Annotated in this window: 19 protein-coding genes and 4 pseudogenes; 14 read left to right on the plus strand and 9 right to left on the minus strand. The window is 50.1% G+C overall.

Annotation, left to right across the window (positions count from 1 at the left end):
• Positions 1–122: 122 nt before the first annotated feature.
• From ACM1PF_RS03280 to ACM1PF_RS03320, 9 genes are all read left to right on the plus strand, one after another.
• Complete coding sequence (locus ACM1PF_RS03280; RefSeq protein WP_416672284.1) at positions 123–1499, plus strand: hypothetical protein; 1377 nt, start codon at positions 123–125, stop codon at positions 1497–1499.
• A gap of 54 nt (positions 1500–1553) precedes the next feature.
• Complete coding sequence (locus ACM1PF_RS03285) at positions 1554–2678, plus strand: glycosyltransferase (RefSeq protein ID WP_416672286.1); 1125 nt, start codon at positions 1554–1556, stop codon at positions 2676–2678.
• Positions 2666–4462: an asparagine synthase (glutamine-hydrolyzing) gene (asnB, locus tag ACM1PF_RS03290; RefSeq protein ID WP_416672288.1), complete on the plus strand. Its 1797-nt coding sequence runs from the start codon at positions 2666–2668 to the stop codon at positions 4460–4462. The genes ACM1PF_RS03285 and asnB overlap by 13 nt, the downstream gene beginning before the upstream one ends.
• A complete protein-coding gene (locus ACM1PF_RS03295; RefSeq protein ID WP_416672290.1) occupies positions 4459–5652 on the plus strand; it encodes a glycosyltransferase in 1194 nt (397 codons plus the stop codon). Before asnB ends, ACM1PF_RS03295 begins: the two co-directional genes overlap by 4 nt.
• The gene (locus ACM1PF_RS03300; RefSeq protein ID WP_416672291.1) at positions 5645–6460 is read left to right on the plus strand and encodes a glycosyltransferase family 2 protein; all 816 of its coding nucleotides are present in this window, start codon (positions 5645–5647) and stop codon (positions 6458–6460) included. The genes ACM1PF_RS03295 and ACM1PF_RS03300 overlap by 8 nt, the downstream gene beginning before the upstream one ends.
• A 38-nt stretch (positions 6461–6498) precedes the next feature.
• Complete coding sequence (locus ACM1PF_RS03305; RefSeq protein ID WP_416672292.1) at positions 6499–7329, plus strand: 2OG-Fe(II) oxygenase; 831 nt, start codon at positions 6499–6501, stop codon at positions 7327–7329.
• Between the two features lie 107 nt (positions 7330–7436).
• Positions 7437–8336: a class I SAM-dependent methyltransferase gene (locus tag ACM1PF_RS03310; RefSeq protein ID WP_416672294.1), complete on the plus strand. Its 900-nt coding sequence runs from the start codon at positions 7437–7439 to the stop codon at positions 8334–8336.
• 155 nt (positions 8337–8491) lie between these two features.
• The gene (locus ACM1PF_RS03315) at positions 8492–9079 is read left to right on the plus strand and encodes a YdcF family protein (RefSeq protein WP_416672296.1); all 588 of its coding nucleotides are present in this window, start codon (positions 8492–8494) and stop codon (positions 9077–9079) included.
• Between the two features lie 45 nt (positions 9080–9124).
• Positions 9125–9304 (plus strand): hypothetical protein, encoded by a 180-nt coding sequence (locus ACM1PF_RS03320; protein ID WP_416672297.1) that lies wholly within the window; start codon positions 9125–9127, stop codon positions 9302–9304.
• Positions 9305–9325: 21 nt separating this feature from the next.
• On the opposite strand, the gene ACM1PF_RS03325 is transcribed toward ACM1PF_RS03320, so the two are convergent.
• The 3 genes and pseudogenes from ACM1PF_RS03325 to ACM1PF_RS03335 form a co-directional block, all read right to left on the minus strand.
• Positions 9326–9796, minus strand: coding sequence for a DUF29 domain-containing protein (locus ACM1PF_RS03325; RefSeq protein WP_416672299.1), 471 nt, complete (start codon positions 9794–9796; stop codon positions 9326–9328).
• A 242-nt stretch (positions 9797–10038) separates the two neighbouring features.
• On the minus strand, positions 10039–10239 hold the full coding sequence (locus tag ACM1PF_RS03330) for a hypothetical protein (RefSeq protein ID WP_416672300.1): 201 nt from the start codon (positions 10237–10239) through the stop codon (positions 10039–10041).
• Positions 10240–10600: 361 nt separating this feature from the next.
• Positions 10601–10705: pseudogene (locus ACM1PF_RS03335) on the minus strand (Fis family transcriptional regulator); the annotation flags it as partial.
• 1786 nt (positions 10706–12491) lie between these two features.
• Here ACM1PF_RS03335 and tnpC point away from each other — a divergent pair.
• Positions 12492–13987: pseudogene (gene tnpC, locus ACM1PF_RS03340) on the plus strand (IS66 family transposase).
• Between the two features lie 29 nt (positions 13988–14016).
• On the opposite strand, the pseudogene ACM1PF_RS03345 reads toward tnpC, so the two are convergent.
• A pseudogene (locus ACM1PF_RS03345) lies at positions 14017–14127 on the minus strand (Uma2 family endonuclease); the annotation flags it as partial.
• 52 nt (positions 14128–14179) lie between these two features.
• On the opposite strand from ACM1PF_RS03345, the pseudogene ACM1PF_RS03350 reads away from it, so the two are divergent.
• A pseudogene (locus ACM1PF_RS03350) lies at positions 14180–14748 on the plus strand (WcaF family extracellular polysaccharide biosynthesis acetyltransferase).
• Positions 14749–14836: 88 nt separating this feature from the next.
• On the opposite strand, the gene ACM1PF_RS03355 reads toward ACM1PF_RS03350, so the two are convergent.
• The 3 genes from ACM1PF_RS03355 to ACM1PF_RS03365 are packed head-to-tail and all read right to left on the minus strand — an operon-like array spanning position 14837 to position 18114.
• Positions 14837–15277: a DUF29 domain-containing protein gene (locus ACM1PF_RS03355; RefSeq protein ID WP_416672302.1), complete on the minus strand. Its 441-nt coding sequence runs from the start codon at positions 15275–15277 to the stop codon at positions 14837–14839.
• Between the two features lie 33 nt (positions 15278–15310).
• On the minus strand, positions 15311–16186 hold the full coding sequence (gene ylqF, locus ACM1PF_RS03360) for a ribosome biogenesis GTPase YlqF (protein ID WP_416672303.1): 876 nt from the start codon (positions 16184–16186) through the stop codon (positions 15311–15313).
• A gap of 5 nt (positions 16187–16191) precedes the next feature.
• On the minus strand, positions 16192–18114 hold the full coding sequence (locus ACM1PF_RS03365) for a caspase family protein (RefSeq protein ID WP_416672305.1): 1923 nt from the start codon (positions 18112–18114) through the stop codon (positions 16192–16194).
• A 225-nt stretch (positions 18115–18339) separates the two neighbouring features.
• On the opposite strand from ACM1PF_RS03365, the gene ACM1PF_RS03370 reads away from it, so the two are divergent.
• Positions 18340–18753: a hypothetical protein gene (locus ACM1PF_RS03370; RefSeq protein ID WP_416672307.1), complete on the plus strand. Its 414-nt coding sequence runs from the start codon at positions 18340–18342 to the stop codon at positions 18751–18753.
• Positions 18754–18989: 236 nt separating this feature from the next.
• Here ACM1PF_RS03370 and ACM1PF_RS03375 read toward each other — a convergent pair whose 3' ends face one another.
• On the minus strand, positions 18990–19640 hold the full coding sequence (locus ACM1PF_RS03375) for a sugar transferase (protein ID WP_416672308.1): 651 nt from the start codon (positions 19638–19640) through the stop codon (positions 18990–18992).
• Positions 19641–20352: 712 nt separating this feature from the next.
• Positions 20353–20490: a hypothetical protein gene (locus ACM1PF_RS03380; protein WP_416672310.1), complete on the minus strand. Its 138-nt coding sequence runs from the start codon at positions 20488–20490 to the stop codon at positions 20353–20355.
• Position 20491: 1 nt separating this feature from the next.
• Here ACM1PF_RS03380 and ACM1PF_RS03385 point away from each other — a divergent pair, with 1 nt between their 5' ends.
• Positions 20492–22951, plus strand: a complete 2460-nt coding sequence (locus ACM1PF_RS03385; protein WP_416672311.1) for a cobaltochelatase subunit CobN — start codon at positions 20492–20494, stop codon at positions 22949–22951.
• Positions 22952–23064: 113 nt separating this feature from the next.
• Positions 23065–24615, plus strand: a complete 1551-nt coding sequence (locus ACM1PF_RS03390; protein WP_416676547.1) for a cobaltochelatase subunit CobN — start codon at positions 23065–23067, stop codon at positions 24613–24615.
• Positions 24616–24653 lie beyond the last annotated feature (38 nt).

A 24653-nucleotide genomic window follows, 5' to 3' on the forward strand; every position in this document is an offset into this window, starting at 1 on the left:
GCATTGTCAAGTTAGCTGAGCTAGCAAGGCAAATCTATGCTAGCTTTCGAGCTAGGTAGACATTGTTAGAGGTTTCGCAGTTATGTGTACAAAGATACTAACCAAACCTAACGGAAAGGAGTATGGAAGATCGGTCAGAATTGATTAAGTGGGTGGTGATCTGGGTTGTGGTTTGTGCTGTTGTAATTCGCAACCAATGGAACCCAAAAACTCCTAGTGCTGGTTTACCATTTGCCTACTTACTTAACTTGACAATGATTCATTGGGCTGGAGGGTTAATCTATACGTTTCCCTGGTATAACCCAGAAAGTGCTTATTTAATTCACTCAGGCGTTTCCTACGCTAACGTCGCTGCTGGGTTTAAACAAAGCGTGTATGGCGTAATTGGGTTTGGCTTAGGTAGTGCAATTCTTGCTCCCTGGCTATTAAGAAGTTTACAACCTTCCTGGTTACAAGATATACCACGGCAACCCGATCTCAAGGTTCCTAAAACTTATCTTTCAGTTGGTTTATTTTTCTTTTCTGTACTTACACCTATTTTATCTAAAATTCCTGGACTAACTGCCGTCTCAACCTCTGGTGTTGCTCTTGTCATGGTGGGGCTATGTCTTACCTGCTGGAAGGCATGGTTGCTGAGAGATACAAAAACATTTCTCCTCTGGATAGGGTTTACCTGCATTATTCCACTTATTACAGTTGTCACAATGGGCTTCATTGGTTACGGTGCAGCCGCAACAACCGTTGTTCTGATTTTCGTGTTTAGCTTTTATCGTCCCCGCTGGAAAGTGATAGTAATAGGGCTGTTAGTATTTATTCTGGGTCTTTCTGTGTTTGTCACCTATTTTCGCGATCGTAATGATATTCGAGATAGCGTTTGGGGTGGAGATGAATTTGACTCAAAAATTGAGCAGGCGTTGGGAACGTTTCGCAGTTTTGAGATTATTGATCCCTTCAAACAGGAGCATTTAGAAGCTATTGATATCCGGCTGAACCAAAACACACTGGTGGGTCAAGCAGTCCATTACATGCAAGACAACAAGGTAAACTATGCCATGGGTGAAACGTTGTGGTTTGCAGCAGCAGCGGTCATACCACGAGTTTTATGGCCTGGTAAACCCGCAGTTGCCGGTAGTGGAAATCTAGTTTCCCAGTACACAGGGGTTAAGTTTGCTCAGGGCACAAGTGTTGGGATTGGGCAAGTCATGGAGTTCTATATTAATTTCGGGGCAATGGGAGTAATTTTGGGGTTTTTAGTATTTGGTATGGCCGTCCGCATCTTCGATATGACAGCAGGATACAAACTGCTGTGCGGTAATTGGACTGGGTTTGCAACCTGGTTTTTACCTGGTTTGGGAATGCTGCAACCCGGAGGGGCATTATCTGAGGTTGCGGCTTCCGTTGCGGCCTCAATTGTGTTTGTCAATTTCATCAACAGAGTACTTTTCAAAGAAAAGTCCCAACAATCGCCCTCCTATCCTGACAACGCCTTCGACTCCTAACCTAAGTCACCTAGTTTAATGCAACATTCTTGCCACCATCACCTCCAGATATGGATGCCGAGTCTCTTTCAAGAAAAAGGAGGGATTCAGCAGTACTCTTCAGCTCTTCTGCAAGCCCTGCTCACCCTCCAACCTGAATGGAGCTACAACATTTTTCTGAAGCACGATCGACATTCAGACTATCAGAATTCTTCAACCTTACATTTCTTTGGAGCAGGGCACTATCCTTTACGGTTCCGCACGCTTGCCTTTGCCACTCAGCTTTTTAGCTACGGGCTATGGCAATCTCCAGAGTTAGTGATTTCCACCCACTTAAATTTCACAACTGTTGCCCATCAACTCAAGCAAATCAAAGGGATTCCGTACTGGATCGTTGCGCATGGAATTGAAGCCTGGAATGTGCAACGTCCTTCCCTTCAATGGTCCTTGCACAACGCCGATCGCATCTTAGCCGTCAGCGAATATACCCGCGATCGTCTACTCAAGGAACAAAATCTTGACGCCAACAAAATTCATATCCTGCCCAATACCTTTGATGCCGAGCGGTTCCGCATTACCGCCAAACCAGCTCATTTACTTAAAAAGTACAACTTAAAACCTGATCAACCCATCATCCTAACCATTGCCCGTCTTTCCAGATCAGAGCAATACAAAGGTTATGATCAACTGCTAGCGGCCTTACCCCAAATCCGCCAAGTGCTGCCAAATATCCATTATGTTTTGGCTGGTAAAGGCGACGATCGCCACCGAATAGAGCAGATGATCACCCAACTCAACCTACAAGATTGTGTAACGTTAGTGGGCTACGTGCCAGACGAAGAACTGGTAGATCACTACAACCTTTGCAATGTGTTTGCCATGCCCAGTAAAGGCGAAGGCTTCGGTATTGTTTATTTAGAGGCAATGGCTTGTGGTAAACCTGTCCTGGCTGGAAACCGCGATGGAGCACTTGATGCACTGCGCCACGGCGAATTAGGAGTCCTGGTTGATCCAGATAACGAAAAGGCGATCGCCCAAACCTTAATTCAAATTCTTCAAAAACACCATCCTAACCCGCTACTCTACCAGCCCGAAGCTCTGCGCCAGAAAACGATCGAACACTTTGGCTTTGAACGCTTTCAAGATACGTTAAGTCATTATCTTAAACACTATTTTCTATCAACCCAATGTGTGGCATAGCAGGAATTTTAACGACTCACCCCTATCCAGATCGTCTAAACGTTTTGGCAGATCGGATGCAGCTCGCCTTACAGCATCGAGGACCAGATGATCAAGGAATTTATATCTCTAGTACGTGCGAAAGTGTCCTGGTTCATACACGTCTATCAATTCTGGATCTGAGCGCGGCTGGACATCAACCTATGTCTACTGCCAATCAGCGCTACTGGATCACCTTTAATGGTGAGATCTACAACTTTCAAGAGTTGCGATCGCAATTAGAAGCGCAGGGTGAGCAATTTGCTTCCCGTACTGATACCGAAGTTATCCTAAAGCTATATCAACGCATGGGGACAAGCTGCGTTGAGCAGCTAAGGGGGATGTTTGCCTTTGCCATTTGGGATGATTGGGAAAAAACCTGCTTTATTGCCCGTGATCCATTAGGAATTAAACCCCTGTATTACTGGCAGTCTGGTGCAATGTTCGTGTTTGCCTCCGAGCTTCGAGCCGTTTTAGCTTCAGGACTGCCTGAAAAGCGTTTATCCTCTAGCGGCTTCTATGGATATTTGACGACGGGTTCTGTGCCTGAACCACAAACCTTAATTGAGGGAGTACGCACACTAGAAGCAGGGCATTGGCTACGCTGGCAGGCTGGTGAGGTGAAACAGTCCCAATATTGGCAGATTGAGTTTAAACCTCAGCCAATGGATGCATCTGAGGCAGTTGCAATAGTACGGCAGGCTCTGCTCGACTCAATTCAACATCATTTCGTTAGTGATGTACCCGTTGGCATATTTCTGAGCGGAGGGGTTGACTCTAGTGCTGTCGTTGCCTTGTCGCGTCAAATTCAATCTGGTTTATTAAATACCTACTCTATTGCCTTTGAAGAGGAAGAGTGGAACGAAGGCGATTTGGCGCAGAAAGTCGCTAACCATTTCGGGACGAATCATACTGAATACAAGATTACAGCCGATCTGGGACGATCGCTCCTACCCAAGTTTTTAACAGCCATCGATCAACCCAGTATTGATGGGTTCAATACCTTTTGCGTCTCTCAACTTGCCCGTGAATCAGGTAGTAAAGTGGTGTTATCTGGGTTGGGTGGCGATGAGTTGTTTAGTGGTTATCAGTCCTTTCAAAAGGTGCCTCGAATGGTCAGTTGGGGGCACTCCTTGAAATATTTTCAACCGTTACCAGCTTTAGTAGGCAAAGGGCTAGAAGCCTGGAGCGAATCCAGCCAGATACGACGTTTAGGCGATTTTCTGCAGCAAACCCCTACCACCATGACAGCCTATCGCAGTTTCCGGGGCATATTCTCTCACCAGGAAGCCTGTCAGCTTCTTCACACCTATTTTCCAGACCAGGATCAACCTCGACGTCAGGTTGATGATAGTTGCCGCTATCCGTTCCCCTCACTTGCCGATGAAATCAGCTTTTTAGAAATCAGTCGCTATATGCGCAATCAACTCCTGCGCGACAGTGATGTCATGAGCATGATTTGGGGACTTGAGCTACGGGTACCGCTAGTGGATCGCGCATTGCTGGAAGCGATCGCCAGCATCCCAAGCCAGTTACGGCTTGCTCCTGGAAAACAACTGCTGACTCAAGCTGTTCCAGAACTACCCACCTGGATTATGAATCGCCCAAAGCGGGGCTTCTTCTTTCCCTACGAACAATGGTTACAAAACGAATGGCGAGACTATTTCCAGGAAATAGTTTGTCCCAATAATATTCCCCTCAAGCCCTGGTATCGTCGCTGGAGCCTTGCAATTTTCCAACAATGGTGGAGACAGATTGCTGAATGAAAGTCTTGCATGTTATTCCCTCTGTTGGACCTGTGCGGGGAGGCCCAAGCCAGGCCATTGTGGAAATGGTAAAAGCACTACGTGAGTCTGGTGTTTCTGCAGAAATTGCTGCTACAAATGACAACGGATCAGAATTACTTGATGTCCCCTTGAACCAACTGTCTATTTATCAAGATGTCCCGATTTGGTTCTTTCCGCGTTTTTCACCGACCATTGCATCACTCCGAGAATTTGCCTTTTCTAGCGCCTTCACCGCATGGTTGTGGAACCACATTCAAGACTATGACTTGGTGCATGTCCATGCGATCTTTTCATATCCTTCTACTGTGGCAATGGTTATTGCTCGCCTAAAACAAGTTCCCTATATTGTGCGTCCCATTGGACAGCTCTGTGAATGGTCGCTTCAGCAAGGTGCTTGCAAAAAGCAAATTTATCTCACTCTTATTGAAAGAGCCAATCTGAATCATTGTCAGTTTCTGCATTGCACCTCAGAGCAAGAGCAGCAAGAAATTGCCAACCTGCGGCTGTATGCTTCTAGCTTTGTTTTACCGCTAGGCTTTTCCTTTCCGCCCCCTATCTCAGATGCTCATCAGCGTCTGCGTCGGCATTTCAATCTTCCGATTGATGAACCGATCATTCTTTTTTTGTCGCGCTTTCATCCTAAAAAAGGGCTTGATTATCTCATTCCTGCCCTAGGCAAACTGGTCGATCATCGGTTCACTTTTATATTGGCTGGAAGTGGTGATCCTGACTATGAAGCTCAAGTTGAATCATTGTTAATTTCTAATAGAATTTACGATCGCACCCTCCGTGCAGGTTTTGTAGAAGGGGAATTAAAAAGCTTACTGTTGCAAGGCTCGGATTTGTTTGCTTTAACATCTCACTCAGAGAACTTTGGTATTGCAGTACTTGAAGCACTAGCATCAGGTTTACCTGTTGTGGTTACTCCTGGTGTGGCTTTGTCATCAACCGTACAAAAACACCAACTTGGAACTGTTGCCGATTTGGAAGCATCATCTGTCGCAATTGCTCTTAAACAGTATTTAGCAAACTCTCAAGAAATTAGACAAATTGGCGATCGAGCACGTCAGTTCACACTTGAGTACTACAACTGGAACCGGATTGCCTCTAATCTCGTTCAGGTCTATCAAGCTACCCTTAGTAAAAAGCCCCTCCCAAATTATGCTTGATCAGATTACTCCTCTCATTCTTACCTATAATGAAGCCCCCAACCTCGATCGCACCCTTCAAAAACTCACCTGGGCAAAGCAGATCGTGGTGATCGACAGCTTCAGCACCGATGCTACGCTGGAAATTCTCAAAGCCTATCCTCAGGTTCAACTATTTCAGCACCAGTTTGTTTCCTTTGCCAGCCAATGCAACTACGGATTATCCAAAATTGCAACAGAGTGGGTACTTTCATTAGATGCAGACTATGTGCTGAGTGAAGAACTGATCGCAGAAATCAAAACGCTGCCAGAAAATTCTCAAATCAACGGATACTTTGCACCATTCAAATACTGCGTCTTCGGCAAACCCTTGAGAGGCACCCTACTTCCATCTCGGCAAGTCCTCTATCGACGGGAAAAAGCAACCTATCAAGATGATGGACACGCCCATCGAGTGACTGTCGAAGGAGGCTCCCAGCAGCTATCTGCCTGGATCTACCACGACGATCGCAAACCACTCAGTCGGTGGCTCTGGGCGCAGGATCGGTATATGGTGATTGAGGTGAAGAAGCTACTGGAAACTCCTAACGAGGAGTTAAGTTGGGGCGATCGCATTCGGCGGCAGAAAATTCTGGCTCCGTTTGCAATTTTGTTCTATTGTTTGATTTTAAAAGCTGGTATTTTGGATGGTTGGATTGGCTGGTACTATGCCTTTCAGCGAATGCTGGCAGAGCTGCTTTTGGCGATTCGGTTAATTGAGGCAGAACAGAAGCAGGAAAAAGCGAAAAATGTGCGGATCGATCGATCGTTGGTGGAATACCGGAAATAGATGCAGCAATCGATCGTCGCGGAAACCTCAAGGAGCCTATGGCGAATTCTCAAGCCTTACCAAAGAATAGACACCAGTATGCTGAGCGAATTTATCAAAGATTACTTACGGTCAAAGATCAATTAAGCCAAGAATTTCACTTACCCGATCGGATCAATTGCTGTTATGTAGACAATCTTTTGGATGAATCCGATGCCAGGGCAATCTATGCAGCATTTCCCGCAAAAGCAGAGATGTTGCTCCTGAAAGATTTGCGAGAATACAAGCACGTCACGATGCAAATGAACCAGGTGAATCCCATCCTGGAAGAAATCATTTATGCATTTCAAGATCCCAAAGTTGTTGCGATCGTTTCAGAAATTACAGGGCTACAGGCACTGTTACCCGATGAATACCTGTATGCGGGTGGGATTAGTCTCATGGATGAAGGGTGCTATCTGAATCCCCATCTCGACAACTCCCACAACAAAGATCGAACTCTGTACCGTGCATTAAATTTGTTGTATTATGTGACACCTGACTGGCAAGAATGGTATGGTGGAAACCTGGAGCTTTGGGATCAGGGATTGCAGCATACCTGTCGAACCATCCATAGTCGGTTTAATCGGTTGGTGATTATGATTACAAACCGATCATCCTGGCATTCGGTGAGTCCAATTCAATATCAGGGACAGCGTTGCTGCATTAATAACTATTATTTCTCTTCTATCCCTCCAGACGCGCAGCACTACTCTCACGTCACGTCCTTCCGGGGGAGACCCAATGAACGCTTCAATGATTTAGTCCTGCAAGCAGATACTTTCTTGCGGAATCGTGTTCCTCGATCGTTCAAGAACTTCATTCGGAAGCCCCAATACTATAAAAAGTAAACACTGTCGTATCTAAATCAATTGCTATAGTTCCCAATGGTGAGCGGCTAGAGGATTAGGAAAAGTGGGTGGTTCACCACCAATCCAGCGATTAAGGTAATACTCTGATGCTGACTCAAATGACAGATGTTCTGTCTCAATATGTTTCGCCTGAATCTACACAATTCAGCCATTGGAATGGCACAATTCTCACGTTTCAATACTCACGACAAACACAATTTTTGCAAGCCAATCGTTACTACTTTGGACATCCAGAGTGGAGCCGCAATTACCTGTCCGCCTGTCATCAAGATGAAGCCTTTCAGGATCGATGGCAAGCGGTGATTGGCAGTTGGCAAGACAAAATTGTAGTAGACATTGGATGCGGGCCAGGTAATGTCTATCGAGCTTTGCACGATCGCTGTGGGGTTCCCTATTCCCTGATCGGGGTGGACGTATCCCAGGGTGGATTGCAGATCGCTCAGGAATTAGGTTACACGGCTGTTTTAGCGGATGCTCAACAGCTACCCTTTATCGATGGGTTTGCCGATATTGTGACATTGAATGCAACCCTGCATCACTGTGATGATATGGAAGCGGCATTGCGTGAAGGGGCGCGGCTGGTTCGTCCGGGTGGACTGTTGGTGATCGATCATGATCCGCAGCGTACGATGTGGGGAGATAATCCGATCGCCGATCTGATCTGGAAGGTTCGCTTACCCCTCTATCGCATGTTAAAACGGGGCGGACATTCCACCACTGAGGAGCAGTTTTGGAGCACGGCAACGGAAGCCCATCACAGACCAGGAGATGGCGTAACGCCGGAGCTGTTTCAGCGTGTCCTGACTCCCCTGGGTTTTACAGTGCATCTTTATCCCCACAACCGCACAGTTGGTCGAGAAACCTTACTGGGGGAACGAGGGCAAGCGGAGTGGAAGATTCGGTTTGCTCAGCGTCTCAGTGGTGTTGATCCCGATTCAGCAGAGGGCGCACTGGTTTTAATGTGTGTAGCACGGCGATCGAATTAGACTTGAGGAAGCGAAAGGCAAAAGGATGAAGGCTCGATAAAGGATGTGAGAATTTTGATTCTGTCTTCCGCCTTTTGCCTGCGTGTTCCGTCAGGTTCGGGCTAGGCTAGTCATTGAGTCGGTCAGGTAATCAATGACGATTGAGTGTTGATCCTATGAAGCTGAAGCGGTTCTGGCGAGTTGGGACGATCGGTGTCATTAGCATTCTGCTGATCGGGCTGAGTGTGATTCCGTTGCGGTTATCCATTGCCGTGCGGCAGGCTCCTCAACCGGAGGCGATCCTGGTGCTGGGGGGAGATGCCCACCGGGAGGAAATTGGGGCGCATTTGGCCCAACACAATCCAGATTTACAGGTTTGGGTGTCTACAGGTGAGGCACCCAAAATTTCGCGTGCCATTTTTCGATCGGCGGGAATCGCGGACGATCGCGTGCATTTGGATTATCGCGCCAGTGATACGGTGACAAATTTTACGTCTCTGGTGGCGGATTTCAGGCGGCAGGGAATTCAGCATTTGTATGTGGTGACTTCTGATTTCCATATGCCCCGTGCCAGGGTGATTGGAACGATCGTCCTGGGTTCCAATGGGATTGCGTTTACTCCAGTTACTGTTCCCACAGGCTCACCAAGGGAATCCTGGATACGAATTGTGCGGGATGGAGGGCGATCGGTGCTGTGGTTGGCGACGGGGCGGACAGGGGCGAGTTTCCGAGAGGTGATTGAGGCTCACTCGGCAATGCAGTAGAGGCGAAGTATTTGCGTAGAAAACTTTTGTTTCAAGCAATGCATCTTGCCGCAAATGCTTCGCCCCTACCCGTCGAACCACCATTCCTGGATTAGAGGCATTATAGATTCGTCGATTCAATGTCCTGAGCGATCGGTTTACCTGGTTGACTGGGCGGGCAAGATGCCCACCCCACAAGAATTTGGCTGGCTGGGCGGGCAAGATGCCCACCCCACAGGAATTTGAGAAATTTGTCCTACAGGAGTTTTAGGGTTGCCAATCCTGGCTGGTGTCGCACAGGAATGGGTCGGTGAGTAGATTCTCGATGGGGTAGGGACACCGATCGGGGAAGGTTCGTAGGGGAAGGTTGGTTTCTCGGAGGGCCAAATCGACTCCTGCTTCGTATCCGTCGGTGGTGGCTGCGATGAGTCGAGCAGTTAAACTGGGATTTTGCTGGAGATGTCGCCGGATCGCTCGTCGTTGTTCTCGAATGGTTAAAAACCAACTGCGCGATCGCTGTTCGGGTTGATATTCCCATTTCAGGAGATGGCCAATTAATACGGCCAGGCGGCTGACGAGTTCTCGATATTCCTGCCGTCCCAATGCTTGAATTTCCTCTTCTAGATGTTGCCAATCCAGGAGTGAGAGTTGACGTTGGTGGAGTGCCTGGGACTGTTGCTGGGTCCAGGCGTAGAAGTCTTGCTCGTAGAGGGAGGGGTTTGGGTTTGGCTCTGGCATGGGCAGTGGAGGAAGCTGGAGGGCGATCGTCTGTTCCTGGGGTAGATGATGTCTGAATGGCTACCATTGGTTCCGATCGGGGGCATGATCTTGCACCAAGTTTGTGGTGTTTTAGTGTAACAAAACAAGAACGGTAGGACAATGGATAATCTGGTAGGGGCGATTCACGAATCGCCCTTATTTTTCGTGAATCGCCCTTGCTGTTTGAAGATTTTCCAGTGAGAATTTTCCAGGAATAGAGATTATCGCAGCAGGACGGTCATGTATTTCCCAGCCGCAAAGGGAGCGGGAATGATTGGGGTGAATTGAACTCGATCGGTTGCTATCCGCCGCACATAGAATTCGTTCATGGTGAAAATCACCTGATCGCGTGTACCGATAATCCAAATTTGCACCCGCTCATCTTGCGCCACGGGCAGTAGTTCGTTGAACTCTGAAGACATATTCTGTTCCTCGCTGATCAATGTAGGAAGAAAGGCTTAAGGTGTGGGAAAGCGTTTACAAGAAACTATCCCCAAGCTCCGTCATGCATCAGCGAGACTGCCGATCGCAGACCCATCACAAACAGGAATGATCTACAATCAAACAGCCTTGCACTCTGGTGGATTCAGAGAGTTAGGTTAGCTGGTTAGGGTTGCTTGCTACTTCCCTAATCAGCGTCACACCTCACCTTAAGCGGGGTTTGGCAAACTGGCTCGTTCTGGGAGAAAAAACCAGCATCGCAACAGCATAAGGGATACGCCTGGGAAAGATCAAGCGTATTCAGCCACTTTTTATGGAGATTGCCGAAAGGTTCCCCATTCGTTAGATCAATTCGATGCGTAATCGTTTGCCGAGAACCAGGGCAGCGCGTTCCAGGGTTTGCAGGGTAGCTGAGTTGTTGTCTGGATCAAGCAGGCGATCGAGGGCGATATTTCCATGGGTAGTAGGGGCGAAGCATTTGCATAAAAATTATTATCTTGAGCAATACATCTCAGTGCAAATGCTTCGCCCTTACAAACGGTTGCCGTCGCTACCAATATTTAAGTTTCGGTGAATTCCCGTATCACCCTATACCCGATCGCCGATCCTGTGGATTATACTCAGGTGAAGTCTCGGAAATAGGGATTAAAACAGCTAGACGGTTCACTATCGACTATTTCTATTAGATTCTCTTAAGAAATCGCATAGGAACGGCTAGAGGCAACGGGGCCGCATCACCACTTCAATTCCCTGATACTCGATCGAACCCTCAAATCCGAGACGATACACGATTGATTTGACCGTGTAAGGTGCATTACCTGACTTTGATTTCAATGAAATTAAACAACATCACGTGATCTGTTCCCTAACCTCGCTTGTCTTCCTCACACTCAACGGGAAGGACGGCACGGAATGTTGTGTGTTCACTTTGTTGAGGCATAGTTGAAGCAGATGTGGCAACGGATGGATTAATCAGGATAATCAAGGTTGCTGAGTCCGAAGAACGGATGAGGTTGAAGGCTGATTATTCTGGTTTGGACGTTCGTTGCTATGGCTCAAACCATCCGCTCTCAGATTGCCCCTCTGCTGAAGGATGTTTGCAAAGTGGTCTATGGTGATTCTAAGCACCTGTTGATCCCCCCTAGCCCCCTTCAAAAGCAGGGTTGTTTCATTGTCAAAGAAGAAAATCTGAAAGTACCAAAACCTCGTTTGTCACTCACAAAGCGTTAATCAAATGGAAGCGAAGGAATCAGCCTTTCAGAATTGCTCTGATGAAAATGAAACAACCCTGCCTAGCCCCCCTTCAAAAGGGTAGGGTTGATTTGTTAGATAGAGAAAAAACTCAAGACCCGCATTTTTACGTTGCGCCTACTCTGATGCCTAACGGTGTTACAGGATTCAAGCAGTTTTTCTCTTCTTAAAGAATCTTCCCTACCCTTCAAAGGGGGGAACTAAACTCAAAGTCCCTCTTTTGGGGATGCGAATTCAAAGTCCCCCTTTTGAAGGACGTTCGGCGACGCTCAGTCGAGCCGGGGATTTAGGGGGATCTATACTGTTTTGTTACTCACCACAAGGCTTTTAAAACACTCTCTCAGAACGATCGGGTTGATTTGTTTCGATCAAACCTTTGCCTGAGATATTCGATCGCATGGAAGAGATTCTGTGCGATCTTTTTTAGTGAGGAGAGAGGGGTGAGGAGTGAGGAGGAGCCAGGAGTCAGGAGTCAGGAGAAGAGAAGTGAACGGGGGTTGCTGGTTGTTGGGATGTGGGTAACTTTTGAGGGGATGAGGCGATCAGATTTTGCATGGAGGTGGGAATGGGTGGGGGCGATCGATTGTTTGGATTTTGGAATGAGTTTGGAGGGGCGATCGATTGAGTTTGGGATATGGGATGAGATTGTAAATTTCACTGGTTTGGTTTGCCCGATGCATCACTGACCCACCCCTAACCCCTCCCAAGAGGGGAACATCGGTTCAACCACTCATGATGCCAAAGCAGTTCCTCTTCAAATCCCCTCCTGGGAGGGGCTGGGGTGGGTAGAATTCGCCATTGTAAGCAACTGTGTATCCCTTTCTGAGCGGTCTAACCCGGAGATGACCGATCATTGCGGCTAATTGGATCAGCAAAAACACGGCGATCGCAGTATTTTCCCCCGACTCCGGCGGCGTATCCGTACACAGGGTAAAGCAGAAAGAGTGAGCGATGTGAGGGTAAGTCTGCTAGGCTAAAACGCATGGAATCCCCGAATGCCTTTTTAAGCGAAATTTCAGCAGAGGACTGGGCCAACACACCGGAGAGTGTCAAGCAGTTGGTGCAGCGTCTATTGGAGCGTATTGAGGCATTAGAGGCAGGCCAGCAAGCGTTACAAGAGCAAATTCAGCGCAATTCCAAAAACTCCTCGCAACCGCCTTCGCAAGACCCTCCGAAGGGATTCAAGGCTACCCCGAAAAGAAAAGTGGGAAAGCGCGAGGCGGACAACCGGGACATCCGGGACATTCGCAGGAACTTTACCCGCCGGAACAATGTACGCGCATTGAGGATCACTACCCTGAGGTGTGTTGCGAATGTGGACATCGCTTGAGAGGGAAAGATGCCAATCCGCAACGGTGTCAGATCGTAGATTTGCCACCGTTACAACCGATTGTTTTGGAACATCGCTTTCATGCGTTGGAGTGCCCCCAGTGTGGGGTAAGCAGCCGTGCCTATGATGGCGAGATTGTGGATGGTTGTCGCTATGGGGAAAGGCTGTGTGCATTAGTCGCACTGTTGAGTGGAGAGTATCGTCAAAGTCACCGGATGGTGGTGCGGCTGTTGAGTGAATTGTTTGAGATTCCCATCTCCGTGGGCAGTGTCGGACGCTTGCGGCAACAGATGAGTGAAGCGATTGAGCAACCCGTCGAAGCGGTTCATCGCTATGTGCAGCAGCAACCCGTTGTTGGGATAGATGAAACGAGTTTGCCTCAGGGTAACGCCGATGGGAACAATGGCAAGGGGAAGCGAGGCTGGTTGTGGGTGATGGTAACCCCGTTGGTGTGCTATTTCCAGGTGGCGTTAAGCCGCTCTCAAGCCACCGCTCAAAGCATCTTAGGAACTGATTTTGCTGGGATTGTCAACAGCGACCGCTACAGTGCTTACAACTGGTTAAACTTGCAATGGCGACAATTGTGTTGGGCGCATCTGAAACGCGATTTCACCAAAATTGCCGAACGGGGTGGGGTGAGCCAGACCTTGGGAGAGCAACTTCTCCAACAGCAAGAGAAATTATTTGAGTTATGGCATCGGGTGCGAGATGGAACCTTAGCACGCCCCCAATGGATAGAAGCCGTAGCACCCATTCGACAACGGGTGAAAGCACTGTTGGAAGAAGGAGCGGCTTACCCAATTGGGACCAGAGAAAAGACACCTTTGGCAAAGACGGTGCGAACCTGTCAGCAGTTACTCAAAGTAGAACCTGCTTTATGGTTATTCGTCACAACCGTTGGAGTAGAGCCAACCAATAATGCAGCAGAACAGGCGATTCGTCCAGCAGTGTTGTGGCGACGCTGTAGCTATGGCTCCCAAAGTGAGGCAGGCAGTTTGTTTGTCGGACGAATGATGACGGTTGTAGCAACGCTGCGGCGGCAAAATCGCCATGTCCTCGATTATCTCACCGATGCTTGCTATGCCAAGCGTCGGGGCTTGCCTGCCCCTTCTTTACTTCCGCTTCCCGACCTACAGCGATCCTCCTGACTACCTTGCTAACCCTGTGTACGGATACCCGGCGGCACTTCAATCAATTCTCCATTAAATAATTCATAGCGTTTTTCAGTACCATCGTCATAGACCAGGTACTCCTCAAAGCTGTTGAATCTTGGCTTTGTTTGAGTCATCGCCCGGACTAAAATCCCTTGACTGTACGTTTATTTTATCGCTTAATTCCCCATGCAACTCGATCGCTATACGCCTACCAACTACACCCCCAGCGCACCCTACTGGAAGCAACTACTGTGGTATTTTATCGGCTCTCCCCTGGTGCAGAGCTATGGGTTGCCGATGTCGGGCTTCAAGGTGTGGGTGTTGCGATCCTTTGGAGCCACGATCGGCCAGAGTGTGCGAATTAAGCCAGGGGTGCGAGTGAAGTTTCCCTGGCGGTTAATCATTGGGGATTACGTCTGGCTGGGAGAAGATGCCTGGATTGATAATCTCGCTACCGTGACGATCGAGAGTCATGTTTGCATCTCTCAGGGAGTCTATCTATGTACTGGAAACCATGACTGGAGCGATCCGAATTTTAGTCTGATCATCGCTCCGATTCATATTGAAACTGGCAGTTGGTTAGCCGCCCGATCGGTAGTCGGGCAGGAGTTACGATCGGTTCAGGTGCTGTGTTAGGCTTGGGTAGCGTCACTGGGCGATCGCTCCAGCCCATGATGATCTACGCTGGAAATCCAGCCCAACCCCTTAAACCGCGATCGGTGAAATCTAATCCAATCCAATCCCAAACCAATTAACCTACACCTCTTGTGGGGTGGGCATCTTGCCCTCCGCCTTCCCTCTTCTCCTGTGGGGTGGGCATCTTGCCCGCCCAGTCCTAAAAAATTATTGCGGCCAATTCACTGGTTCCTCGAAGATCGCTGGCTCAGAAAAAGGACAAGATGAAGGCAGTTGCTTCGGATCGAGGGGCGTTTCTCGGTTGACTAAATCCAGCCCATCTTCATACCCTATATCGATCGCCTCATGTAGATAGGGCTTGAAGCTGGGATTTTCCTTCAGGTGACGTTGAATTTTTCGACGTTGCTCTTGAATGGTTGCCGCCCAACTTTTAGAGCGGGCTTCGGGTTGATAGTGCCACTTGAGCAGATGTCCCAGTAATACCCCCAAGCGATGGCAAAGCTCCCGTCGTTCTTGCCGCCCCAAAGACTCAATCTCCTCGACCAGGTTTTCGATATCCAGTTCCCGAAACCGACCAGTACGCAGCAACTCAACCTGATGCTGAGTCCAGGCGTAAAAATCTTGATCGTAGAGAGTGGTCGTTTGCATGGGAAACGCTATCCTGGTTCCACTTCCTTAATCCTACAATTCCTCTAAACCGATCGGCAATTCCAGGGGAATCGCTCCCAGCAAGCCCTTACGAAAATCATTCAAAAGCTGACGGGCCGATCGCTCCTTGTCGCCCTGATGTTTTTGTTCTGCCAGTGCTTCCACATAACTTTCCCCAGTCAGGGACATCGGATCCAGTTCATAGCGATGCTGTAGGGGAGAGTCTGGCAGCATTTCGGGTGCGGTGGATTGAATGTGTTTCAGGCGATCGACTAGGGCAGCGGCCACTCGCTGATTATCGTAGGCGGCTTCTCCAATGTCATCGCAGATGGCTAACAGTAAGGCAGCCTCTTGATCTTCCAGTCGAGACGGCAAAACACCGGGTGCATCCAGCAATTCAATCTGATCCGAAATCCGAATCCATCGCAGTTGCCGGGTCACCCCCGGACGACGGGCACTCTCCACCACCCGCCGTTTCACCAGACGATTAATCAACGCCGACTTCCCCACATTGGGAAAACCAATCACCACTGCCCGCACCGGCCGGGGTAGCATCCCTCGATCGCGGCGACGCTGGTTCATTTTATTGCCTGCATCTTTCGTTGCTTGGGAAACGATCGAGACTCCTTTTCCCTGGTTGGCATCGGTGAAGTAGGGCTGTTCTCCCTGGGTTCTGAACCAGTCCACCCAGGCTTGCTGGGCGGCAGGCGGGATCATGTCCACTCGATTCAATACCAGCACTCGTCCCTTTGAGCCAATCCACTGCTCCACCTGGGGATGGCAGGTCGCCAGGGGAATCCGGGCATCCCGCACTTCCAGCACCACATCCACCTTTTTAAGTTGTTCCAGCAGTTGCTTTTCGGCTTTAGCGATGTGTCCGGGATACCACTGAATCGGAGGAGAAGTCATAGGTTCTAAGGCGTTGGGGCAACATACAGCGACGGTAGATCTCGCCAAGCTTCGATCGCTTCCTGAGCCTCTGGATAAACCGGCGCATCGGAAGGAATCAGTTCAGCCACATAAACCGCTACATCATATTTTCCCTCGATCGCCCGATCATTGGCCAACTCAAATAAACGCTGACTCCATTGGGCAATGGCCGCCTGCCCTTGATTATAGACGGGAGCATCTGGCGGAATCAGCCGAACGGTGCGAATGGCAGTCCGGTAATTATCGGCAGCCACCGTAGAAGAAGAGTCATTGCGGCGATCGGCTCTGCCCTGGGCCATGTCAAATATCACCCGACTCCAGCGATCGACATATTCTTGCGCCTCGTCATAGTGGGGTTCGCCCGGTTGAATCAGCCGCGCCATCTCCAGTGCCGCCACAAAATCACTGGCCTGGTTTTCATCGGTTAACTCACGGGTTTGGGTTAAAGTCACCTTGGCATCACTCAGCAATCCTTTATTGGTTTCATCCAGAACTTTCTGATAGTCCCCCCGCCGCTGGAGTCGAGGGACTTGCTCCAGGTATTGCTTGGCATCCTGAAATCGCCGCGATCGGGTCGCAATGTAAGCCGTTTCCAGGGGGGAACCGGGTTCCGCTTGAATGGCAGGTTGAGACGGTGCAGCAGATGGGGCTTCGGATTCTGTAGAACCTGCATCCTGACGGGCGGGGTTCAGCAGCAAAGCCGTATTAGCAGCAGGATCGGATTGATTGGCATTGCGAATGATGACCCCGATCAGCAACACCGCTGCGATTATTCCACCCCAGGTCAGCAACCGTCGCCAAAATAGCCGATCGGAGATTTCCGGCTGTTCCTCTGGCGGGATGGGTTCAATACTGGGGGTCTGTACCGTCTCCTCTGGAAAAGGGTCTGCAAAAGAACTCAGCCTATTCCAGTCCGGCGATCGCTGGGGAGAAGGCAGGGATTCCCCTGGCTCAGGTCGATCGGGGGCAAGCAGACTGTCTGAAGGGAAATCATCGAACTGGGTCGTGCGATCGGCAGAGAAAGATGGCATTGAGGGCAGCGGATCGGCTTCGGCAACCGACCGACGATCGGCCCGAGGATAGCCATACACCGGAATGAAGCGATCGGGGGTTTCGGCAAAGGTTTCTTCCCGTTCAACCGGGGGATTCATCTGACCCGCCGCAACAGGCAACGGTTCGGGCAGCATCAGTTGATGCTTTTTCTGGACAGGGAGAATCGCCACGGGATTCTGCGGAGGCCGCCAGTGGTGTTCACTCAGTTGGGGCAGGCGATCGTCCAGATATTGGGCGATTTGTTCCAGCGTACGGCACTGCTCATAGCGCAACCCTTCCAGCAGGGCAGTGGTAAACAACCCTTGCCGCAGGGCCAGCGTTTCATGGGAAAACTGATCCGATCGACAGGATAGGATTACGGGAACCCGGTGTTCTCTGGCTAACTGAGCCGTTTGGTTGCCCATGCCTGCCCCTGCCATTCCCTGACTGCGATTCACATCCAGCAGCAGCACAACATTATCTGTTTTGGCCAAGCTCAAGGTGCTGAGAAGCCATTCCATCGAAATGCCAGAGGTCTCCACCGAGTTGGGATCGCCATCGATCGGCATCAGGTAATCCTTCCCATCCACGCAGACCCCATAGCCGCTAAAGAAACACCACAGCACATCCCCCGGATGCAGCCTTTGACGGCAGGTGTGGGCAATACAAGCCTGAATACTATTGCGTTGGGGCAGGGTTTCAGTGCGGTTCATGCCAGCCCCAGAATCGGTCAGCAAAAAGCACTGTTGCGCTGGAAAGTCCGCATTTTTGATCAGCGTGTCTCGGAACACCTGGGCATCCCGTTGGGCATACATGAGCGGTTGAAAATGTTGATATTGATTTACGCCAATGGCGATCGCCCAGTAGTTTGCCATGACAAGTACCGTTTGAGAAACTGATAGGGGTCTATTAACAATAACGTAGAACCAGAAGGGGACAACTCATTTTTTCGTGAAAACATAAAATTCATCATTCAATTCAAATCTACTCGACTTGAAGGTCGATCCCCACGATAGAATTGCTGTATTCTTCTCCTCAGTAATCTGGCCTAAATTTGGCCTCAATATTTTGGCTGCTCTTAAGTTTGCAAGGTAGGTTTGATGATGAATCGATCGATCGTCCCCTGGAAAATGGCTCTCTCTCAGATTTTGCCAATTCTGGGAATCACCTTCAGCATTGTGGCGATCGATGCAGTCACGTCGAATTCGATCGGGCAAGCCCATACCGATGAGCAAACGGTTTCCGTTCAGTGGGATGCAGATGAAACCTACGAAGGGCTAACTCGGCGGGCTGAAATGGCGGCCCGTACCGCAGCCCAGCAAAGCTTTGAACGCGATATTTTGATCACGAATGTGGCGATTCTGGTTCTGGGTGAAAATGGTTCGTCCGTCGTACCGATTTTAAGATTGCAGGTCAACCGCACCGACTGGCGGAGCCGTCCCGATCCCCAGATCTGGTCTACTTACTTTGGCAGTTCCAGAATGTTACTGGAGCTAGGTGGAATGCAGGAATAGGGCTGGTTTCGCCTGCTTTCTGCTGGAATTCCCGATTTCTGAATTGATCGATTTCCGTAACGCAGGCATCTTGCCTGCCAGTGAACAAGCCGTCATGCAAATGCAAAAGTGGGATACACTTTCTGGTTGAGCCACCCGCTTGCTGGTCTGTAATGGCGACTGCTCAGGGATGGTTGTGGGTAACGATGGGCAGAAAAGGAATTAATCACGCAGGTGTCAGCAATTTATGCAAGCCCTCAATACGCCCCCGATCGCCGGATGAGAATCATCAGCGTTTTCCAGAGAATCACCAGATCATAGAACGGAGTCCAGCGATGCTGATAGCGCAGATCCAGATTCACGATCTCCTCAAAGTCTTTAACAGACGATCGCCCATTCACCTGCCATTCTCCGGTCATTCCAGGTTTAACGTTCAGCCGCTTCCAGTGGTGTTGCTGATACTGACAAACCTCATCGTGAGTCGGCGGGCGCGTTCCCACCAGGCTCATATCTCCCCGCAGCACATTCCAGAATTGGGGAAATTCATCCAGGCTGGTCTTCCGCAGGAATCGCCCGATCTGCGTCACCCTCGGATCATTTTGGTTTTTAAACACCAACCCCTTTGATTCATTGGGAATTAAAGCCTTCAGTTCATCAGCATTCTGTACCATTGAGCGAAACTTTCGCATGGTGAACTGCCGTCCGCGCAAGCCGTAGCGTTCCTGGGCATAGAGAATCGGCCCAGGACTATCTAACCGAATCAAAATGGCGATCGGGATGAAAATAATTGAGAGTATCAGCAGCCCCACAATAGCTCCCAAAATATCAATGCACCGTTTGAACACGGACATCGTAGATGGGTGCGGAGCTTCGGCAATTGCAGGAGAGGAGGTAGTCTCTGAACTCATTGGCTCAGTAATAAAATAATTAAGCATTGTACTGAAAGCTACACGATATGACAGGGATACACTTAAGTGGTAATACTGAAGCTCTCTCTTGAGACTATAAACCGTCCCAGTCAAAGAGCACTAAGGGGATCAGATAAGGTTTGCAAAAACTTCGCAATTCAGGCGAAACCGCCCTGCAACTTCATCATTTCTTTAACAAAACGGTGAATGCGTAGTTCAATGATCCGGGATAGGCAGAAGGGAATACATCTACCTTCCGTAAGCTTTTGGTTAGATGCTAACGAATATCAGGCAGAATCATGGTTCCAATAGAGACAGTGAAGGTTCTATTGGGTACAGATCTGAATCAGAATCGGATGCCCTAAACAGGGGAACGTGGCGAGAAATGGGTTGTTTCGCAGCGATGCAACAAACTCACTACAGCAAACTCACTACAGATGCAGCATACTTCCATATTGTTAAATTCGCTCCTTCGCTCCGGAAAAATTTGCACGCCAATCTTTAAAATTTCCTTTAGTGTGGATTGAATTAGATCAGCCATTTAACCGGACTCCCTTAACCCCAAACCTAGAGAGGCAGACCGATCGCAGTCCCTAGAGCTGGAAAATACCAGTTCCAGCTACGCAATTTCTGGAGTAACCCAGCTAACATACAGGAGTTTTTCCCTAAATCCCTCTCAAGGAGGAGGCATTCAAAACCCTTTGGCTATCCTTTATACCAGCCATACCGATCGCAGGAAAAGCAGATGGGCGGATTGTAGCGATCGATTCGGATCATGCCAGAGCAGCGTTGAGATGCCAGAAAGCATGGCAGGATAGAAAAGCTGAAAGCCCCTGTCCAGCAGGTTCACTATGCATCGATTAGCCACTCTTCCCGGCGGATGGACTCCGGACACCGAAGGCGTAATTTTCATCCAGCAGCGTCCAGCTCCTCTAGTATTTCTGACTGCTGCCGATACAGATATTCAACTGCTTGCTGCCGCTACTTCCCGCCTGCCGACTGGATTTCCAGCCCTGCGAGGAGTCAATTTGCTTCAGCTTCAGCAGCACCTCACGATCGACACCTACGCTGAAGAGGTTTTGTCCCAGGCTCAGGGGATTGTGCTACGGCTGCTGGGCGGGCGGGCTTACTGGGCCTACGGCTTGGAAGTCCTGAAGGAAACGGTGCAGCGTACCGGAGCCACCCTATTCGTTTTGCCAGGAGACGATCGCCCCGATCCTGATTTAATCAGCCACTCAACGGTTCCCCTAGCTCAGGTCGATCGGCTGTGGCGGTATCTCACCGAGGGAGGGATAGATAATACAGTCAATGCCCTGAAACTGCTTGCCAATTGCAGCTTGAAAACAGACTATCCCCTGATCCCGCCTCAAGCGATCCCCAGGGTGGGGCAGTATGAATGGCCAGTCCAACGCTGTGAGGAGCAAATCCTGCCAGGGAAACCAGTCCAGAACTCTGCGAAAGTTGGCATTAAAGTCGGCATCTTATTCTACCGGGCCCATTATCTAGCAGGCAATACCGCCCCGATCGATGCCCTCTGTCAGGCGTTAGTCGATCGCCAGCTCCATCCCGTACCGATCTACGCTTCATCCCTGCGAGATGCCGATGTTCAGGCAGAAGTTCTGCAATGGTTTCAGGGGGATTCAACTCCAGGTGATCTAGATCAGGGTGATCCAACTCAGGAAGATACCGCGATCCAGGTTTTACTCAACACCACCAGCTTTTCCCTGGCCAAGCTGGACACTGAAACCCCCAATGTCGATCTCTGGAAGCAGCTAGATGTTCCCGTAATCCAGGTGATTTTGAGTGGAGGCACGATCGAACAGTGGCAAAACCAAACTCAGGGACTCACTCCCCGCGATGTGGCGATGAATGTGGCCCTGCCGGAGGTGGATGGCCGAATTATTAGCCGTGCGGTGTCCTTCAAATCTGTTCAAACCCGCCATGAAGCCCTGGAAGTAGAGGTGGTTGGCTATGAACCAGTTGCCGATCGCATTCAGTTGGTTACTGATCTGGCCGCCCATTGGGTACGCCTGCGCCAGACTCCGCCCGCCGATCGCAAAATTGCCCTGATTCTGGCTAACTATCCCACCCGCGACGGTCGCCTGGCCAATGGTGTGGGACTGGATACCCCCGCAAGCTGTGTGGAGATCCTGAAAGCCCTTCAGCAGCAAGGGTATCAACTGTCTAACATTCCCCTAACCGGAGATGACCTGATCCAGCAACTCACGGCTGGCATGACTAACGATCCCGAAGGACAGGGGCGATCGATCCACCAATCCCTGGATGCAGAGGACTACAGCACCTACTTCACCTCCCTGCCGCAATCTGTCCAGGATGGTATTCAATCCCGTTGGGGAACACCTGCCTCCGCCAAGGGCGAATCACGATTCGCCCCTACGTCATTTCCCATTCCTGGTATTCAACTCGGCAATATCTTTATCGGTATCCAGCCCGCACGGGGATACGATCGAGATCCCAGTCTGAATTACCATGCACCGGATTTAGAACCCACCCACGAATACCTGGCGTTTTACTACTGGGTGCGGGAACGATTTGGGGCCCAGGCAATCGTCCATTTGGGCAAACACGGCAACTTAGAATGGCTTCCCGGCAAAGGTGTGGCTCTGGCTGCATCCTGCTATCCCGAAGTGGCGATCGGTGCATTGCCCCATCTCTATCCCTTTATCGTCAATGATCCCGGCGAAGGTTCCCAGGCAAAACGGCGATCGCAGGCAGTCATCATCGATCATCTGACTCCCCCCATGACCCGCGCCGAACTCTATGGGCCCTTGCAGCAGCTTGAAGGATTGATTGATGAATACTACGAAGCCCAAAGCCTTGATCCCTCTCGGTTGTCCGTGATCCGCGATCGGATTTTGGAGTTGGTGCAGCGGGAAGGGTTGGAGGGGGAGGTGGGGAGAGGAAGTGAGGGGAGAGGGGAGAGGAGAGAGGAGAGAGGAGAGAGGAGAGAGGAGTGGGAAGTCGGGAGTCAGGAGTCGGGAGTCGGAAGTCGGAAGTCGGGAGATGGAAAGGATGAGAGGGCGATCGAGTCGGCGGTTGCAATCCAAAAGCCAAAAGCCAAAAGCCAAAATCTTGAGTCTCGCTGGACAGAATTTCTGGCTCGTACTGATGGTTATTTATGTGAACTAAAGGAGTCACAAATTCGGGATGGACTCCATATTTTTGGGCAATGTCCCCAGGGACGGCAGTTGCGGGATTTGATTGTGGCGATCGCTCGGCATCCAGGGGCAGGTCGATTGGGACTGACGCGGGCTATTGCCAGGGATTGGGGCTGGATATTGATCCATTAACGGCTGATCTGGCTGCTCCCTTTACAGCAGGCGATCGTTTTGACCATCAACCGCAAGATCAAACGCCATTCCCCCTACCCGACGCAATACAATCCTGTCGGACGACTGGAGATGTGGTTGAACTGCTTGAACAAACTGCGAATAGCCTTGTGGACTCTATCGTTGCCAACTCCCTGACGCTGCAACGGGCAGGCAAGATGCCTGAGCTACCGATTTCTCCTCACTCCTCACTCCTCACTCCTCACTCCTCACCCCAAGGGCTACGCCCACGCTCCGCGAACACTCCTCACTCTCCTGCCGAACTGAACTGGATTCACGATCGCCTCCTTCCGGCCCTGCACCAAACCCAACAGGAAATCACCTATCTCCTTCACGGTTTAGACGGTCGCTATGTCCCCAGCGGTGCATCCGGCGCACCCACGCGAGGTCGCCCAGAGGTGTTGCCGACTGGACGAAATTTTTACTCGGTCGATATTCGGGCAATTCCCACCGAAAGTGCCTGGGATGTGGGGCGTAAAGCGGCTGAAACCGTGATTGAACAATATGCTCAGGAACAGGGGGAGTATCCCAAAACCCTGGCTCTCTCCATCTGGGGCACTTCTACGATGCGAACGGGGGGAGATGATCTGGCTGAGGCTCTGGCTCTGTTGGGAGTCCGGCCCGTGTGGGATGGGTCTTCCCGTCGGGTGGTTGACTTTGAAATTTTGCCGCTTTCCATCCTGGGCCGACCGCGAGTGGATGTCACCCTGCGAATTTCGGGATTTTTCCGAGATGCTTTTCCCAATCTGATTGATTTATTCCATCAGGCCGTGGAGGCAGTGGCCGCCCTCAATGAACCCCCTGAGCAAAATCCGCTTGCGGCTCAGGTGAACCAGGAAATCTATACCTGGCAGACAGCAGGCTTGACGATCGAACAGGCCGCACAACGATCGAACTATCGGATTTTTGGCTCGAAGCCCGGAGCTTATGGGGCTGGACTGCAAGGGTTAATTGAATCCCAAAACTGGACGGACGATCAAGACCTGGCGCGGGCCTACATGAACTGGAGCAGCTACGCCTACACCGGACAGGGAGAAGCGCACTCTGCCCCTGATGCCTTTGCCGATCGCCTGCGCCAACTGCAAATTGTTTTGCATAATCAGGATAACCGGGAACATGACTTACTCGATTCCGATGATTATTATCAGTTTCAGGGCGGCTTAACGGCTTCTGTACGATCGCTAACCGGAAAGAATCCTGAAACCTATTTTGGTGATCATTCCCGTCCCGAAAATCCGCGAGTCCGAACGCTGAAAGCCGAAATTGCTAAGGTCTATCGTTCCCGTGTGGTGAATCCTAAGTGGATTGCTGGAGTGATGCGCCACGGATATAAAGGAGCCTTTGAAATGGCCGCCACCGTAGACTATCTTTTCGCCTACGATGCCACGACTCACTGCGTCGAAGATTATATGTACCAGGGGATTGCCCAGGCCTACCTTTTCGACTCCACTGTGCAGGTATTTATCCAACAGAAAAACCCCTGGGCCCTGCGCGACATGGCAGAACGATTACTGGAAGCCCATCAGCGTCAACTCTGGAAAACTGTAGATCTTAAAACCCTGGATCAACTACGGGCGATCGTCCATCAGGCAGAGGGGATAATTGAAGGTCAAGCCAATGGATAAGAGGGATGTGGCAAAGTAACATACCCGATAGGGGCGCA

This window comes from Egbenema bharatensis FJBBOT/2019, from assembly GCF_048077055.1.
Classification (GTDB): Bacteria; Cyanobacteriota; Cyanobacteriia; order Elainellales; family Elainellaceae; genus Egbenema; species Egbenema bharatensis.